The sequence below is a fragment of the Bradyrhizobium sp. CCGB20 genome (genome assembly GCF_024199855.1).
In the GTDB taxonomy this organism is placed as follows: Bacteria; Pseudomonadota; Alphaproteobacteria; order Rhizobiales; family Xanthobacteraceae; genus Bradyrhizobium.
The window spans coordinates 2,970,948-2,985,079 of sequence record NZ_JANADN010000001.1 but is presented as its reverse complement, the minus strand read 5'-3'; the positions used below and the strand labels follow the sequence as shown (position 1 = coordinate 2,985,079).

At 62.3% G+C, this 14,132-nt stretch carries 12 protein-coding genes; 6 read left to right on the top strand and 6 right to left on the bottom strand.

Annotated features, from left to right (window positions below):
- Positions 1-93: 93 nt before the first annotated feature.
- Positions 94-1,476, bottom strand: coding sequence for an ethanolamine ammonia-lyase subunit EutB (locus NLM15_RS13795; protein ID WP_254117583.1), 1,383 nt, complete (start codon positions 1,474-1,476; stop codon positions 94-96).
- Between the two features lie 221 nt (positions 1,477-1,697).
- On the opposite strand from NLM15_RS13795, the gene NLM15_RS13790 reads away from it, so the two are divergent.
- The gene (locus NLM15_RS13790) at positions 1,698-3,437 is read left to right on the top strand and encodes a methyl-accepting chemotaxis protein (RefSeq protein WP_254117582.1); all 1,740 of its coding nucleotides are present in this window, start codon (positions 1,698-1,700) and stop codon (positions 3,435-3,437) included.
- A gap of 696 nt (positions 3,438-4,133) precedes the next feature.
- Positions 4,134-4,874 (top strand): Crp/Fnr family transcriptional regulator, encoded by a 741-nt coding sequence (locus NLM15_RS13785; protein WP_254117581.1) that lies wholly within the window; start codon positions 4,134-4,136, stop codon positions 4,872-4,874.
- Between the two features lie 162 nt (positions 4,875-5,036).
- Here the strand turns inward: NLM15_RS13785 and NLM15_RS13780 are convergent, their stop codons facing one another.
- A complete protein-coding gene (locus NLM15_RS13780; RefSeq protein WP_254117579.1) occupies positions 5,037-5,414 on the bottom strand; it encodes a VOC family protein in 378 nt (125 codons plus the stop codon).
- A 96-nt stretch (positions 5,415-5,510) separates the two neighbouring features.
- Here NLM15_RS13780 and NLM15_RS13775 point away from each other — a divergent pair, with 96 nt between their 5' ends.
- Together NLM15_RS13775 and NLM15_RS13770 are read left to right on the top strand one after the other, a co-directional pair.
- Entirely contained in the window at positions 5,511-6,344 is an 834-nt protein-coding gene (locus NLM15_RS13775) for a hypothetical protein (protein WP_254117577.1), read from the top strand.
- 340 nt (positions 6,345-6,684) lie between these two features.
- Positions 6,685-8,580 carry a patatin-like phospholipase family protein gene (locus NLM15_RS13770; RefSeq protein WP_254117575.1) on the top strand — a complete coding sequence of 632 codons (1,896 nt, stop codon included), beginning with the start codon at positions 6,685-6,687 and terminating at the stop codon, positions 8,578-8,580.
- Between the two features lie 75 nt (positions 8,581-8,655).
- Here the strand turns inward: NLM15_RS13770 and NLM15_RS13765 are convergent, their stop codons facing one another.
- From NLM15_RS13765 to NLM15_RS13755, 3 genes are all read right to left on the bottom strand, one after another.
- A complete protein-coding gene (locus NLM15_RS13765) occupies positions 8,656-8,865 on the bottom strand; it encodes a hypothetical protein (RefSeq protein WP_254117573.1) in 210 nt (69 codons plus the stop codon).
- Positions 8,862-9,053: a hypothetical protein gene (locus NLM15_RS13760; RefSeq protein WP_254117571.1), complete on the bottom strand. Its 192-nt coding sequence runs from the start codon at positions 9,051-9,053 to the stop codon at positions 8,862-8,864. The genes NLM15_RS13765 and NLM15_RS13760 overlap by 4 nt, the downstream gene beginning before the upstream one ends.
- Positions 9,054-9,541: 488 nt before the next feature.
- Complete coding sequence (locus NLM15_RS13755; RefSeq protein ID WP_254117570.1) at positions 9,542-9,775, bottom strand: hypothetical protein; 234 nt, start codon at positions 9,773-9,775, stop codon at positions 9,542-9,544.
- Positions 9,776-10,046: 271 nt separating this feature from the next.
- Between NLM15_RS13755 and NLM15_RS13750 the strand changes: the two genes are divergently transcribed.
- Together NLM15_RS13750 and NLM15_RS13745 are read left to right on the top strand one after the other, a co-directional pair.
- A complete protein-coding gene (locus NLM15_RS13750) occupies positions 10,047-12,311 on the top strand; it encodes an Ig-like domain repeat protein (protein WP_309144928.1) in 2,265 nt (754 codons plus the stop codon).
- A 194-nt stretch (positions 12,312-12,505) separates the two neighbouring features.
- A complete protein-coding gene (locus NLM15_RS13745; RefSeq protein WP_254117567.1) occupies positions 12,506-13,810 on the top strand; it encodes an adenylate/guanylate cyclase domain-containing protein in 1,305 nt (434 codons plus the stop codon).
- Between the two features lie 26 nt (positions 13,811-13,836).
- Here NLM15_RS13745 and NLM15_RS13740 read toward each other — a convergent pair whose 3' ends face one another.
- A complete protein-coding gene (locus NLM15_RS13740) occupies positions 13,837-13,980 on the bottom strand; it encodes a hypothetical protein (RefSeq protein ID WP_254117565.1) in 144 nt (47 codons plus the stop codon).
- Positions 13,981-14,132 lie beyond the last annotated feature (152 nt).

Genomic DNA, 14,132 nt, shown 5'->3' with positions numbered 1-14,132 from the left:
ACATAACGTAACGCTGTCGCCGGAATTTCTCAATATTGTGGCATGAGCATAATTCCGCAGGGCACCATTGGTTTCGTCAGGAGCCCCCTCCAGTCACGCGATCAGCCGCGAGGCAAAATCGGGCAGCAGGCTTGCGTCGCCGGCAATACGGAAATCGGCGCCCGCGATGCCCGCCCGCACCAGCCAGTCGTCGAATTCCGGCGCGCGGCGCAGACCGAAGACGTCGCGGACATAGAGCGCGTCGTGAAAAGACGTCGACTGGTAGTTCAGCATGACGTCGTCGGCGCCGGGGACCCCCATGATGAAGGTGACGCCGGCAGCGGCGAGCAGGGTCAGGAGATTGTCCATGTCGTCCTGGTCCGCCTCGGCGTGGTTGGTGTAGCAGATGTCGATCCCGAGCGGCAGGCCGAGCAGCTTGCCGCAAAAATGATCCTCCAGCCCGGCGCGGATGATTTCCTTGCCGTCGTAGAGATATTCGGGGCCGATGAAGCCGACCACGCTGTTGACCAGCAAGGGCGCAAAGGCGCGGGCGACCGCATAGGCGCGCGCCTCGCAGGTCTGCTGGTCGACGCCGTGATGGGCGCCCGCCGACAGCGCCGAACCTTGCCCGGTCTCGAAATACATCACGTTCTGCCCGACCGTGCCGCGCTGCTGCGACAGCCCCGCCTCCTGCCCTTCCCTCAGCAGCGAAAGGTCGATGCCAAAGCTGTGGTTGGCGGCCTCGGTGCCGGCGACCGACTGGAAGACGAGATCGACCGGCACGCCCTGCCCGATCAGCGACAGCGTCGTCGTGACATGGGTCAGCACGCAAGCTTGCGTCGGGATCTTCAGCCGCGCGATGATCTCGTCGAGCAGCCGCAATAATTGCGCGATGACCGCCGGATCGTCGCTCGCCGGGTTGATGCCGATGCAGGCATCGCCGGCGCCGAGCAGGATGCCGTCGAGGATCGAGGCGGTGATGCCCCTGGCATCGTCGAAGGGGTGGTTGGGCTGGAGCCGCGTGCTCATCCGCCCCTTCAGGCCGATGGTGTTGCGGAAGGCGGTGGTGACCTCGCATTTTTTGGCCGCCAGGATCAGATCCTGGTTGCGCATCAGCTTCGAGACCGCGGCCGCCATCTCGGGGGTGATGCCGGGCGCCAGCTTGCGCAGGACCTCGGGCGTCGCGGCCTCCGACAACAGCCAGTCGCGGAAGCCGCCGACGGTCAGCGAAGCCACCGGCGCGAACGCCCTGGCATCGTGGCTGTCGATGACGAGGCGGGTGACCTCGTCGGCTTCATAGGGGATGACCGCTTCCTGCAGGAACTGCCCGAGCGGGACGTCGGCCAGCGCCATCCGCGCCGCAATCATCTGCTCGGCGCTGGCGGCGGCAATGCCGGCCAGCCGGTCGCCGGAGCGCGGCGGCGTCGCCTTGGCAAGCAGGTCGCGCAAATCAGGGAATGTGTAGGTCGTGGCGTCGATGGTGTGGCGGTAGACCAAGGGCCTCTCCGGGGTTCGTCGGCCAATGACCGACTCCAGCGCGATCTCAAGACTATACCTTCAGATCAAGACGCTGAAATATCTTACCTTTCCTTCGACTAAGGACGAAGGGGCGAGGCTGCGGCGTTAACGCCGCATCCATCTTCGTTCTGCATAGTTTTGCATCAATTTTGCACGACCGTTCTCACCGGCCGCTTCAGGCCATCCGGGCCCCTGAATCCATGACAACCGACCGATCCGGGAATGCCGCCGTCACGGCAGGCCGTTTCACGCTTGCGACCAGGCTCTACGCGATCTTCGCGCTGTTCGCGCTGCTCACGGCGGCGATCGCGCTGCTGTCCGACTACAACAGCCGCCGCAGCGCCGAACTGACCAGCGCGATCGAGACGGCGAACGCCGCCGCGCTCAACGTCGAGCGGGTCAACTCGCTGGTCTACGCGGTCGTGATGGAATCGCGCGGCGTCTACATGTCGACCGAACCCGCCGTCGTGAAGAAATACGGCGAAGGCCTGCTCAAGTTCAACGCGCAGATCCTCGACGTCGTGAAGCGTTGGGAGACCATCGTCAGAGCTGACGATGCCGAACAGTTCGCCACCTTCAAGAAGCGCATCGAGCAATTCGTCGAATTCCGCAAGGAGCTGGTGCGCCGCGGCGTCGAGATCAATGCGGCCGCGGGCCGCGAATGGGGCGACAACGACGCCAACCGCGCCGTGCGCTCGGCGCTGAACAAGGATCTCGAGGCGCTGTCCAAGGTCTATGCCGAGCGCGCCAGGCAGATCGCGCGCGAGACCGAGACCAACCGCACCCTCTCCTTCGTGCTGACCTGCCTCGGCGGCGTGGCGCTGGCCCTCGTCGTGATCGGCATCGTCATCATCGCCCGCTCGATCGCCCGCCCCCTCTCCGCCATCACCGCGACGATCAAGCAGGTCGCGGACGGCGCCGAGAATGTCGTGGTGCCGCACTCTGGCCGCGCCGACGAGATCGGCGCGCTGGCACGCGCCATCCAGATCTTCCAGGACGCGATGGGCCGCAACCGCAACCTCGCCTCGCAGGTCTCGCAGGACTCCGCCGCGCGCGAACAGCGCGCCCGCCATATCGAACAATCCGTCGAGGCGTTTCGCGAGGCGATCGGCGCGATCATGCGCGGCCTCAGCGACAACGCCTCCGTCATGCGCGAGACCGCGCAGACCATCACCCGCGTCACCGCGGACGCGAGCAGCCGCGCCGGCACGGCCGCGAACGCCACCGAGCAGGCCTCGCACAACGTCACGGCCGTGGCAGGCGCAGCCGAGGAGCTGTCCGCGTCGGTGGTGGAGATCGGCCGCCAGGTGCGGCAATCCGCGGGCGCGGTCGAGCAGACCGGCCAGCGTACCGAGAAATCGATCGCCGAGATCGAAAGCCTCGCGGCCGCCACGCAGCGCATCGACGGCGTGCTGAATCTGATCCAGGCGATCGCCGAGCAGACCAATCTGCTCGCGCTCAACGCCACCATCGAGGCCGCGCGCGCCGGCGATGCCGGCCGCGGCTTTGCCGTCGTCGCGCACGAAGTGAAGGCGCTGGCGGGCCAGACCGCGAAAGCGACCGCCGAGATCGGCGAGAACGTTTCGATGATCCAGGCGTCCACCCGCAACGCGGTCGATGCCGTGCGCGAGATCGGCGGCGCGGTGCGCGAGATCAACGATGTCACCTCGGCGATCGCCGGCGCCATCGGCCAGCAGGACGCCGCCACGCGCGAGATCTCGTCCAACGCGCAAAGCGCCGCGCAGGGCAACGAGACCCTGGTCGCCAATATCACCTCGCTGCGCGACGCCATCGGCGAGACCGATACGGCGGCATCCTCGGTGCTGACGGCGGCGAGCAGCCTGACGGAGACGGCGGACACGCTGTCGCGCGAGGTGGAAAAGTTCTTCCAGAACCTGCGGTCCGGGGCGGCGGAGAGCCGCATCGCCAAGACCGGATGATCAAGACCGGATGATCAAGGCTGGATGATTGCCGCATCGCCACCGCAAAGCCGGCGGCGAGGCCTGCCAAAACAAAAACTGAAAAAACAACCCCATGCACAGTAGCCGGGGCCAGCGATATCAATGGCTTAAGTGCGCGGCACGAACGCTGCTGATTTTACGAAATCGTTTTGACTCGTCGGGCAAAACACTGGCATGATGTCATCATGGCCGCGGTCGCCGTCTTGAGGCCTGTCGACGAAAACGCCTTCGCTCGACCGACCGGCCACGAAGCCGATCAGCCGGCGAAACCACCTCCTGTCAGGCCCGCCTGGCGGAGTTCCTAAACGCCCGCTTCCACTAGCTTGTGCGCATCATCGCGTAGAACGCGCCGATCGCGGTTCGAGGCATGGTTCGCGCACCACTCTCTCACCGCATCGTTTGCCGTGCTCCGGAAATTGGAACCCCCTATGGTGTTACCCATACGCATTTTGCAATTGTGCCGCGTAGCGCTTGAACCTAAGTCCTCAATGATGGCGCGAGACAAAACTTCGCCTCGCGGTCGCGTGTGTTTGGAGTTTTATTTTTGAGATTGAGAGCTTCCGCAGCTGAATTGGATTTCAGAGCGCGAAGCGTAGGCGGATTCAAACAAAGTTCGAGTTTGCCGTCCTATGCCGCTCGAAATGCGATGCGGCGGATGGTTCGCGGTGGGCTACGGTGACGCTTCCCAGCGGAATTGGTAACCGACTTCTCGCAGCACTGCCGGTGGCGGATCTCGGTCTGCTGGCACCCGAGTTGGAGATGGTCGCGCTCGATCGGGACGCGGTCGTCTCGCGGGCGGGTGACCAGACCGAGCACGTCCTCTTCCCTCATAGTGGCGCCATTTCGGTGATGATCGACATGGCGAACGGGGAGACGGTCGCCAGCGCCGTGATAGGGCGTGAGGGAGCAGTAGGCACTCTTTCCGTGCTGGGGCCGTCCCCTGCGGCCGTTACCGCCATCGTTCGTGCCGCCGGCACCGCCTCGCGGATCCCTGCATCGCGATTCCACGCCGCTTTTAGCCGGAGCCCCGCGATCCGCCACGCTATCCAGCTTCACTTCAAGGCGATGCTGATACAGCTACAAATCGGCGGAGCCTGCAATGCTCTGCATCCGGTCCAAGCCCGCATGGCACGCTGGCTGCTCCATCTTCGCGACTGCGTCGACCACGACGTCCTCCCGCTCACCCAGGAGACGCTTTCGCAAATACTGGGTGTGCGACGACCGACGGTGACGCTCCTGATGCGCAATCTGCGCGCTTCCGGAGCGATCAGATCTGAACGGCGAGGCGAAATCGAGATCGACCCATCGCGGCTCGCAGCGGTGGCGTGCGAATGCCGCGACACCATGCGTCTCGAAGTCGAGGGGATCTTTATGAATACAGCTCAATCTCGCGTTTTGGTTCTGCCGACGCGTTAAATGAAACGGGCGATGCGACCCATTTCGGCGTGGCGCGGTTCGACGTATGCTCGGCGGTCTACGGAACGGCCTTTCGATCGGCGAAACGACGAGGACTAGGCTCCGTGTGGGCGTTCACATCACGCTCCGCACAGGTCCGCTTCGGGCCCAACTGCGGACGAATTATTGGGCTCCGGCGCGGAGACGGGTTGGCCACCCGACCCGGACCAACGTTTCATCCGGATCAGATATGGCAAATTCGTACATCCCCCACGGCTTGTCTTCGGGTGATTGCTGAAATTCGCGCGCCGCAGCGTCAACACTCTCGAGGTAAAGATAAAGCCCGAAAGGGTTTCTGCCCGGTGTCAGCCATCCCTCGACGGCGTCCGTCAAATGCAGATATCCGCCTTTTGAGTTCGACAGCATGCGATAGGTGTCGGGTTCTCCCGGCGCAGGCCTTTGGCTGTCCGGACGCGCGAAGCCCAATCGATTGTAGAAGCGCTCCGACGCATCAAGGTCATTGCACGGCAGGATCGCGATCAAAGATCCGGAAGGGCTCATTCATGCGCTCCGATTTAATGCAACAATTCTCGTCCAATCTTCTCAAGGTCCGAAATTTGTCACCTTCAAGGTCGGAGTTCGAATTGGGACTGCCAGATGACCGCTTCGGGTCAAAAGCTGACCGTCGGCGGGCAGCGCTGCAGGGTCAGCTATGGGCCAGGAGCAGAAGAAGCTTCGCTGGTAGGGGCGCATTGGACAGGCTATCATCGCCTCGATATGACCCGGCCCGTTTGCAGCATCCGCTCTGGACTTGTGATCGTCGAAGGGATCATGGGGTCCGGCAAGTCGACGAGCGTACGGCGAATCGCCGATCGATTGAATGGATCCGGCATCGCCGCCCTCGGCATTACCGAGGGCGTCAGTCCACATCCGATCCGCTTCGATTGGGACGTGCCGTGGGCGGACATGCCGGCAAGGCAACTGGCGAAATCAGCCGCCGCACGCTGGCGGGCCTACGTCAATTCGGGCTTGATGTCAGAGCGCATCACGGTTGTCGATGGACAACTTTTCCATGGCAATCTGACGTCACTATTCCTGCTTGATGCCGACACAGCCCTGATTCGTGGCTACATTCATGAGGTGGTGACTGCCATCAAGCCATTACGTCCCTTGCTGATCTACTTTAATCAAGATGACGTTGACCGGGCGATTAGAACGGTTGCTGCAGAGCGTGGTGATGCGTGGGTGACATATCAGGTCGACTGGAAATTGGCATCGCCCTATGCCGTCAGGCACGACCTGGTTGGCCTTGATGGGCTCATCGAGCTGTACCGTAGTTATCGCAAGCTCACTGACCGACTTTACGCAGAGCTGGATATCCCGAAGATCAGCATCGAAAACTCGGGAAGGGAATGGTCGAAATACGAAGCGACCATCGATACCATTCTGATGAACCCACCCGGGACTGCCGAGGTTACGAATTTGAATTGACCACCGGGTTCTTGAGCTTGCGAAAAACGCGCTGGGACAGCCAGGTCCGCTTCGGGTCAAAAGCAGCGGTCAGCCCATCAGTCGGGCGACGTCCGCCTCCCTCAGACAGCGGACATGGCAATGGCTCTCGTGATGTTCTGCTCAGGGCCACAAGCAGACTCAAGCGCCGCAGCGAACGGAGGCGGTCTATGAAAGTCGAAAGCGGCCCCGAGGTTGCAGCGTCGTAGAGGCAGGATAGCTTCACAATCCATGTTGCGGTGCTTCTAACCCTTATTCATTCTGGCAGACGAGGCGACCCGGCATTAACATCAGGGCCGTGCAGTCGAACTGGATGTCGCCAATGAATGAAGCGAGCGCGACATTTGCGTGGGGCAACGTGTCTGAGGACTTCGCTCTGTTCAGAACGCTCAGTTCGGAACAGCGGATGACGGCTCTGAACGCAATGGTTCGCCTCGATCTGGTGCGGGGAGAAAGGCTCGTTGCCCAAGGGGGCCCCTCGGACTCATTGTTTTTGGTGCTGCACGGCGCGCTAGCTGTGTGCCGGAATAGCGAGCTCGAACCTGTCGCCGAGCTCCGTGCCGGCGAATTGGTTGGCGAAATCGGCTTCTTTGCAAATGTCCCGCGCACGGCCAATGTCATTGCCATCCGCGACACCAGCGTGCTCGTGTTGACACGTGCAGCCTACCAGAAGCTTGCCAGGGACGCCCCCGCGATTGTTGAGGCAGTACTTGCGGCGCTCGCGCTCCGGTTTGGCAAGGAGACGGCGCGCCTCGCGCCGCTTCGCTCGTCACCAAGGGCCAGAACGGTGGCCCTCATCGAAGGTGGACGCGAGCTGTTGCCTGGCGCCTTTGATCGTCGAATGCGCGATGCGCTCGCCGCCACCGATGCGGAGATCGTCGATGTCGCCCGCGTCACTTCCAAGTTTCCCGGGCAAGCCCCGGATGCGCCCGATGTCGCTGAATGGCTCAACAGACTAGAACACGCCGCGCCGCTGGTCGTTTACCTCGGAGATCACGATGCCAATGCCTGGACACGCAAGGCTATCCGCCAGGCCGACATGGTTGTGTTCGGGTGCCGCGGCGATGCGCCGGTGGGACCCTTGACGGATGTCGAGGCTTTTGCCTGTGAGGTTCACCCAAGGTCGGCGCGACGCCTCGTTCGCGTACATGATCGACGGAGCAGTCACGTCAGTGGAACCGCGGCCTGGCTTGCTCGGCTGCCCTCCTTCATGCATCACCATGTCGCGCTGGGGGATCAAGTTGATTTCGACAGTCTAGCCCGATTCCTGTCGGGTCGCGCGATTGGATACGTCGCCGGCGGCGGCGGAAGCTTTGGATCGGCGCATGTGGGGGTCTACAAGGCCTTCTGCGAGCTTGGCGTGACATTCGATATCTTTATCGGCACCAGTGTCGGCTCTGCCATGGCGGCCGGATTCGCAAAGAACCTCGAAGCAGAGGATCTTGAGCGCGGCACGCACGATATTTTCGTCAAGAATCGCAGCTTCCGGCGGCCAACCTGGCCGCGTTACGCCTTGCTGGATCATAAGGCGTTCGATCGGGCGCTCGCCCGTCAATTCGGCCACGATTGCCGGATCGAGGATTGCTGGCGACCTTTCGCGGCAGTCGCAACCAATCTTTCGACCCATAACCTGGAATTGATCCGCTCGGGATCGCTGTGGCAGGCGGTGCGTGCCTCAAGCGCAATTCCTGGATTATTGCCGCCGTTCTACACGCCAGAAGGTGCGATGCTTGTCGATGGATGCCTGATCGATAATGTGCCGCTGGCACCGATGCATCAACTAAAGAGTGGCCCCAATCTGGTCGTGCATTTCGGCGAGCCGGCGGTTGAGCTGTTTGATGTCGCGTATGATGCGTTGCCCGGACGGCTCGAGCTGGTCGCGGCAATGCTGATGCCGTTTCGCAAGAAGCTGCTTCCCGCCGCACCGAGTGCCGTCAACGTGCTGTGGCGAAGCCTCGTGGCGCATCAGCGCTACGATACGTTGCCGGCGGGACCACTCGATCTGGTGATACGCCCGCCCTTTCCGCCAGGGATCGATGTGACGGACTTCGACCGCCATACGGAGATTTTTCAGGCGTCTTATCTTTGGGCCCGACAAGCTGTCGTGGCGCTGGAAGCAGAGGGTAACCCGGCAATGGCCGCCATCCTCGCTGCCGGAAAGCCAGCAACAATGCGAGGTGCCGTCGTCGAGCTCGCCAGTAATGCTCTATCCAGCTGAGCTGCGGGTGCGTCTCGCCGTCCGCAGCGGTCGTGGTTAAGCGGTTCAAAGCGTCTGGGGAGGCTGCTTCCCACCCTAAACTCCTCTGCGATCCTGGCTACCAATCACGCAGCGCCATGCCGCCAGGCGCTCTGCCGGATGCTGGTTCATCCACTCGGCGAGCTGTGGCGCGCCCATCAGGCAGGACTGCATCGAGATGTCGGCGAAGTCCGAGGTGGTGACGATCTGTTCGCGGCAATCTGTCGGAGACGAGAGACTGCAGAGCACGGCGATGACCTTGATCACGACAGAGGCCCCCCGTCGCTGCGATGGGCTTTGGTGCCGCTGACCGTATGGCTTAGCGATGCCTTGTCATGCTGCTCCCTGACCGGATCAGCCGCCGGGAAGATGCTGTCATATATCGCGAGGGCTTCCCGAACCAAGCGGGCATGCTCTCGCTCGGACTTTGAGACAAATCGAATAACCTCGCCCATATTGAATGCTCCTGCTGCTATCAAGAGGGACCATTCCCTGTGGCGAACAATAGGCGCGGCCTTGCTATTCAATCTGTGATGCGTCTCACCATTCGCAGCGTGCGGGCGGCTTCTCAATCTGTGACGGAAATCACGAGCGCCCCAGCAGTGCGCAGCCGGACCCAGTCCCTATCGCCCGTTTCCCTGCTCCATAAAGTGGCCCCACTCCTCCCTAATGACCGAGCGATATATGCCGGGAGGTAGCGCTTCCTCCAGGACTTCCGCATTCGAAAACGCGTTTGGGTCTAAGAAAACTCCGAACAAGGGCACACACGCCTTCATCGCGTAGTTCGCGGCAGCGTCGAGTGTCCGAACCCCTGCGGCTTTCGCGTCGGGAATGTGCGACCGAATACATGCTCGGAAGCGAGAAACCGATGGCTGTTCTCCAGGATGCATCTGAGCAGACACCTGAGGCGACCATGTCAGAGCCAAGATCAAAACTGCTACCCTCAACGAACGCCCCCAAAATTGGAAAGAGCATCATCGCAGACCAGTTGATACAGCTTCGCTTCGACGATCTGAACGCGCTTCAGGTCCATGCTGGTTATCACCTCGAAGACGTTGGCAGTGCAATCAAAGTGAAGCTCGACCAACGCGTCTCCATCGATGATGTAAGCAGCTGCGTAATGTGCAGGCATTTTGCTTAAATCAATCGCGAATTTGATGCCATCGCCGGCGCTCATCACCTGCCAATTGTTTGCGCCGCATCCTTTGGTGGTATCGTGCTTTCGCTGCAACACTCGACGACAAACAGAATGCGCGAGCCGCTACCGGGCAAAGCACCAATTGTTGGAACCCCTTTGCGAACGTATCGTCACAAATAGGATTTCGCAGAGTTCGGCTGGGGGCCGGTGATGCGGAGACGCGGGTTTGCTACATCAATGCCAAGCTCGTGTTGCCACGCGACTCCGGGGCGCCCGCACTGACGCGTCAGGCCGCTGGGTCCGCGGCGTCGTGGCAGCCGTCACAGTGGCGCTGGGAGTGTTCGCGTTTGCAGGTCCGGCATTTTCTCAGGCCGCAATTCCCGTCATCACGAAAGCGTTCGGGACCTCGTCGATTCCCTTGAATGGGACGACGACCATGACTTTTACCATCACAAACACTGATCCAGCGGATTTCGCCCAGAACGTAACATTCACCGACACCATGCCGGCCGGCCTCGTCATTGCGACACCGAACGGCCTGTCGCAGTCCTGCACCAACGCAGGGCCCACAACGGTGACCGCGACGGCCGGCAGCGGTAACATTATTTTCTTGAATCCGCTCCTGAGCGTAGGCGGATCCTGCACCCTTACGGTCAACGTGACCGGAACGACCAACGGCTTGAAGACCAACTCGGTTGTCGTGAGTTCCTTTGGCGGCGCCGGCAACATGGCGACCGCAAACATCTTCGTCGGTACGCTCACGGCTCCGACGGTGACGCAGGCGTTCGGTGCGTCCACTCTGGCGATTGGCGGGACGACGTCCCTCACCGTCACCATCACCAATCCCAACTCGATTGCGCTGAGCGGTCTCGCCTTCACCGACGGTCTCCCGGCCGGTCTCGTGGTAGCAACGCCGAACGCATTGACCAACACCTGCAACGGAGCCGCGAGCGCTGCGGCCGGCGGCAGCAGCCTGTTGCTGTCCGGCGGGACGCTGGCTGCGAACGGGAGCTGCTCGATCACCATCAACGTCACCGCGACAACCGCCGGCACCAAGACCAACACCATCGCGAACGTGACTTCGAATGAGGCTCCGCCCGGCACAGCCGCCAGCGCCAGCCTTTCGGTCAACACGCCCGGAACCAGCACGACGCTGACCTCTTCCCTCAATCCGAGCAGTTTCGGTCAAGCGGTGACCTTCACCGCAACGGTCACCGGCGGCGGCACACCGACCGGCACCGTCACGTTCCTCGATGCCGGTAGCGCCATCGGCACCGGAGCCCTGACAGGTGGGGTCGCGATCTTCACGACCACCACGCTCTCAGTCGGATCGCATTCGATCACGGCGAGCTTCCCCGGAGGCGGCGGCTTCACGGGCAGCGTTTCGGCGGCGCTCACCCAGGTGGTCGGCATCCCCACGGACAGCACGCGGCTGCGCGCGCTGCAACTCGCCGTCACCAGGCTCGAGGCGCATGCCTCGTCAGCGGCGTTCCAGAGCGCCGTCGATGGTGCGATCTCGGATGGCTTTTCCGACAGCGGCGGTTCCCTGCTCTCTTCGATCGGCAGTGGCATGCGCATCAACTTCGGGGCGGAGCCGCAAGCCGAGCTGCGCGGCCCTGCGAACAACATGGATGCGACCGCGGTCGCGCGCGCGAGCGGGCTTTTGACCGGTCCGAGCTATCCCGGGCAGCCCTCTGCCAACACCGTGACTGGCAATTATCGCGTCAACGACGCTTTCGGGGCGCTTGCCTATGCCGACAACCCGATGGTCACCAAGGCATCAACCCTGCCAGTGCGTGCGCCCCGGGAATGGCAGCTCTGGGCCGACGTCCGCGGCACCGGCTGGAATACGGACATCGCTGCGGGAGACATCGTGGGCGGCCAAGTGAACGCGCTGCTCGGCCTGACCCGACGATTGACGCCGGACTTCCTGATCGGCGTTACCGGCGGCTACGAGGCGTTCAGCTACTCATCGACGTTGCTGAATGGCCGGCTGAAGGGTGACGGCTGGACCGTGGGTGGGTACCTCGGCTGGAGGATCTGGCCCGGTATCCGATTCGACGCAGCACTGGCACGCTCGGGCGTGAGCTATGACGGCGTCTCCGGGACCGCTTCGGCAACCTTCCCCGGCAGCCGATGGATCGGCTCGGCGGGACTGACCGGGATATACAGGATGGCGTCCCTGGAGATCGAGCCCTCGGTCAAGGTCTATGCCCTGTGGGAGCATGACGATCAGTATCTCGACAGCCTCGGCACATTGCAGACCGCTTACGACTTCTCGAGTGGTCGGGCGAGCGCGGGTGCCAAGTTCACTTCTCCGTTGAGTATCGGCACGGCCGTCGCGGTCGCACCCTATGTCGGAGCGTATGCAGACTATTATTTCGATAACGGCGGCACAGTGCCGCTGCTGCCGACGCAATTCGTGCAGGGCTGGTCGGCGCGCATGACCGGAGGTCTCAACTTCGACGGGGCAAACGGCGTTCGGGGCAGCGTTGGGGGCGAGCTTGGCGGGATCGGCAACAACTTCCTCACATGGTCCGCGCGTGGGCGCGTCAGCTTTCCGCTCTCGTTCTGATCACACTCCCAATTCGACCCTCACCTTGCGTCGCCGACGAAGCTGGTGTCCGCCTCGGGTCACAAGCTGAAGGTCGGCAGGCTGAGCGCCGAGGTCAGCGATGGGCCACAGGGACATTGAGCCGTTTCCTACAATCTTAGCTGCTGCTATAATTCCCGCCGGCCAGGAAGTCCCCGGCAAGCGTGGGGTCGTCAATGCAGCCAGACACCCGGTACGCCAAGAGCGGCGACGTTCACATCGCTTATCAAGTGTTCGGCGAGGGTCCAATCAATGTTGTCTTCGCTCCGCCGGCCTTTACGAATGTCGAGCACTGGTGGGACCAACCGGAGGTGAGTCGTTGGCTAATGCACCTGGCGCGCTACGCCCGGGTGGTGATGTTCGACAAGCGCGGCACGGGCCTGTCGGATCGGGTCTCTGACTTGCCGGGCCTTGACCAGCGCATGGATGACCTGCGTGCGGTCATGGATGCTGCGGGCATGGAACAGGCAGCGCTTCTCGGCATTTCCGAAGGTGGCACGATGTCGGCGCTGTTCGCGGCGACGTATCCCAGTCGTTGCTGCGCGCTGGTGCTCTGCAACGCCTATCCAGCCTCGAAATTTACTCTGAGGACACTGGAGCAAGTTCTCGATTATATCGAACGTGACTGGGGCAGCGGCGACAGCGTGGCAAGGTTTGCACCCTCCCGCGTGAACGACTCGGCGTTCAAACGCTGGTGGGGCAAGAACGAGCGCGTGTCCAATAGCCCAGCTGGAGCCGCAGCGTACGCGCGCATGAACCGTTTGAATGATATCAGCGGCATTGTCTCAACGATTCGGGTCCCGACCCTCGTCATCCACCGGACGGGCGACAGGAACGTCAGCATCGAGGGCGGCCGGTTTCTCGCAAAGCATATTCCAGGCTCTCGTTATCTCGAGCTCCCGGGGATCGACCACCTCCCCTTCGTCGGCGACAATGCCGATGATATCGCCGACGCTATCGAGGAATTTCTGACCGGCTCGCGTGCGCCCGTCGCGGTCGACCGCGTACTTGCCACGGTGCTCTTCACCGACATCGTCAGCTCGACCGAGAAGGCCGCCGCGCTCGGTGACCATCGCTGGCGCGACCTCCTTGACATTCATCATACGGCGATACGGCGCACCCTCTCACGCTTCCGCGGCCATGAAATCAAGAGCACCGGCGACGGCGTTCTTGCTACTTTCGACGGTCCTGCGCGTGGCGTGCGCTGCGCCTGTGCCATTGCAGACGAGATCAGGTCGCTGGGCATTGAAGTCCGCGCCGGGCTTCATACCGGCGAGTGCGAATTGATCGGCGATGATATCGGTGGCATTGCCGTTCACATCGGAGCGCGTGTTGCCGCGCTCGCCGGCGCGAACGAGGTGTTAGTGTCGAGCACGGTCAAGGACCTGGTGGCGGGTTCCGGCTTGCGTTTTGGTGACCGCGGCAACCATGCGCTTAAAGGTGTCCCCGGAGATTGGCGCATCTTTGCAGTCGAACGGTGAACTTCGAGGTCAAGCAAAGCCAAATGTCATTGCGGCGGAAGATATTTTCCGTCGATCGTCGTCGTGGCGCCGGGCGAGCCCGGCGCGCCGGTGGTCTGCTGTGCCGACGTCGGCGCCATGGTGAATATCGTCAGTGTCGCGGCAGAGAGCAACAGCGCGGAAGTTTTCACGATCCCTCTCCTCCGGTGCAGCACCTGTATGGCTTGCGGCAGACAAGGCATTGAACGCAGGTTTTGGGCCGCGAGCACTTGTGCGGGCCTGCATGTGAGACAGGACGACTTGCCAAGGATTGATCTAGATCAAGCCGTTCCGCTTCGGGGCT

Bases quoted from the DNA above. Each gene is read 5' to 3' on its own strand.
- NLM15_RS13770 (WP_254117575.1), top strand. From the start codon at position 6,685: ATGAATGAAGCGAGCGCGACATTTGCGTGGGGCAACGTGTCTGAGGAC.
- NLM15_RS13755 (WP_254117570.1), bottom strand. From the start codon at position 9,775: ATGAGCGCCGGCGATGGCATCAAATTCGCGATTGATTTAAGCAAAATG.
- NLM15_RS13760 (WP_254117571.1), bottom strand. From the start codon at position 9,053: ATGGGCGAGGTTATTCGATTTGTCTCAAAGTCCGAGCGAGAGCATGCC.
- NLM15_RS13775 (WP_254117577.1), top strand. From the start codon at position 5,511: ATGACCGCTTCGGGTCAAAAGCTGACCGTCGGCGGGCAGCGCTGCAGG.
- NLM15_RS13745 (WP_254117567.1), top strand. From the start codon at position 12,506: ATGCAGCCAGACACCCGGTACGCCAAGAGCGGCGACGTTCACATCGCT.
- NLM15_RS13780 (WP_254117579.1), bottom strand. From the start codon at position 5,414: ATGAGCCCTTCCGGATCTTTGATCGCGATCCTGCCGTGCAATGACCTT.
- NLM15_RS13790 (WP_254117582.1), top strand. From the start codon at position 1,698: ATGACAACCGACCGATCCGGGAATGCCGCCGTCACGGCAGGCCGTTTC.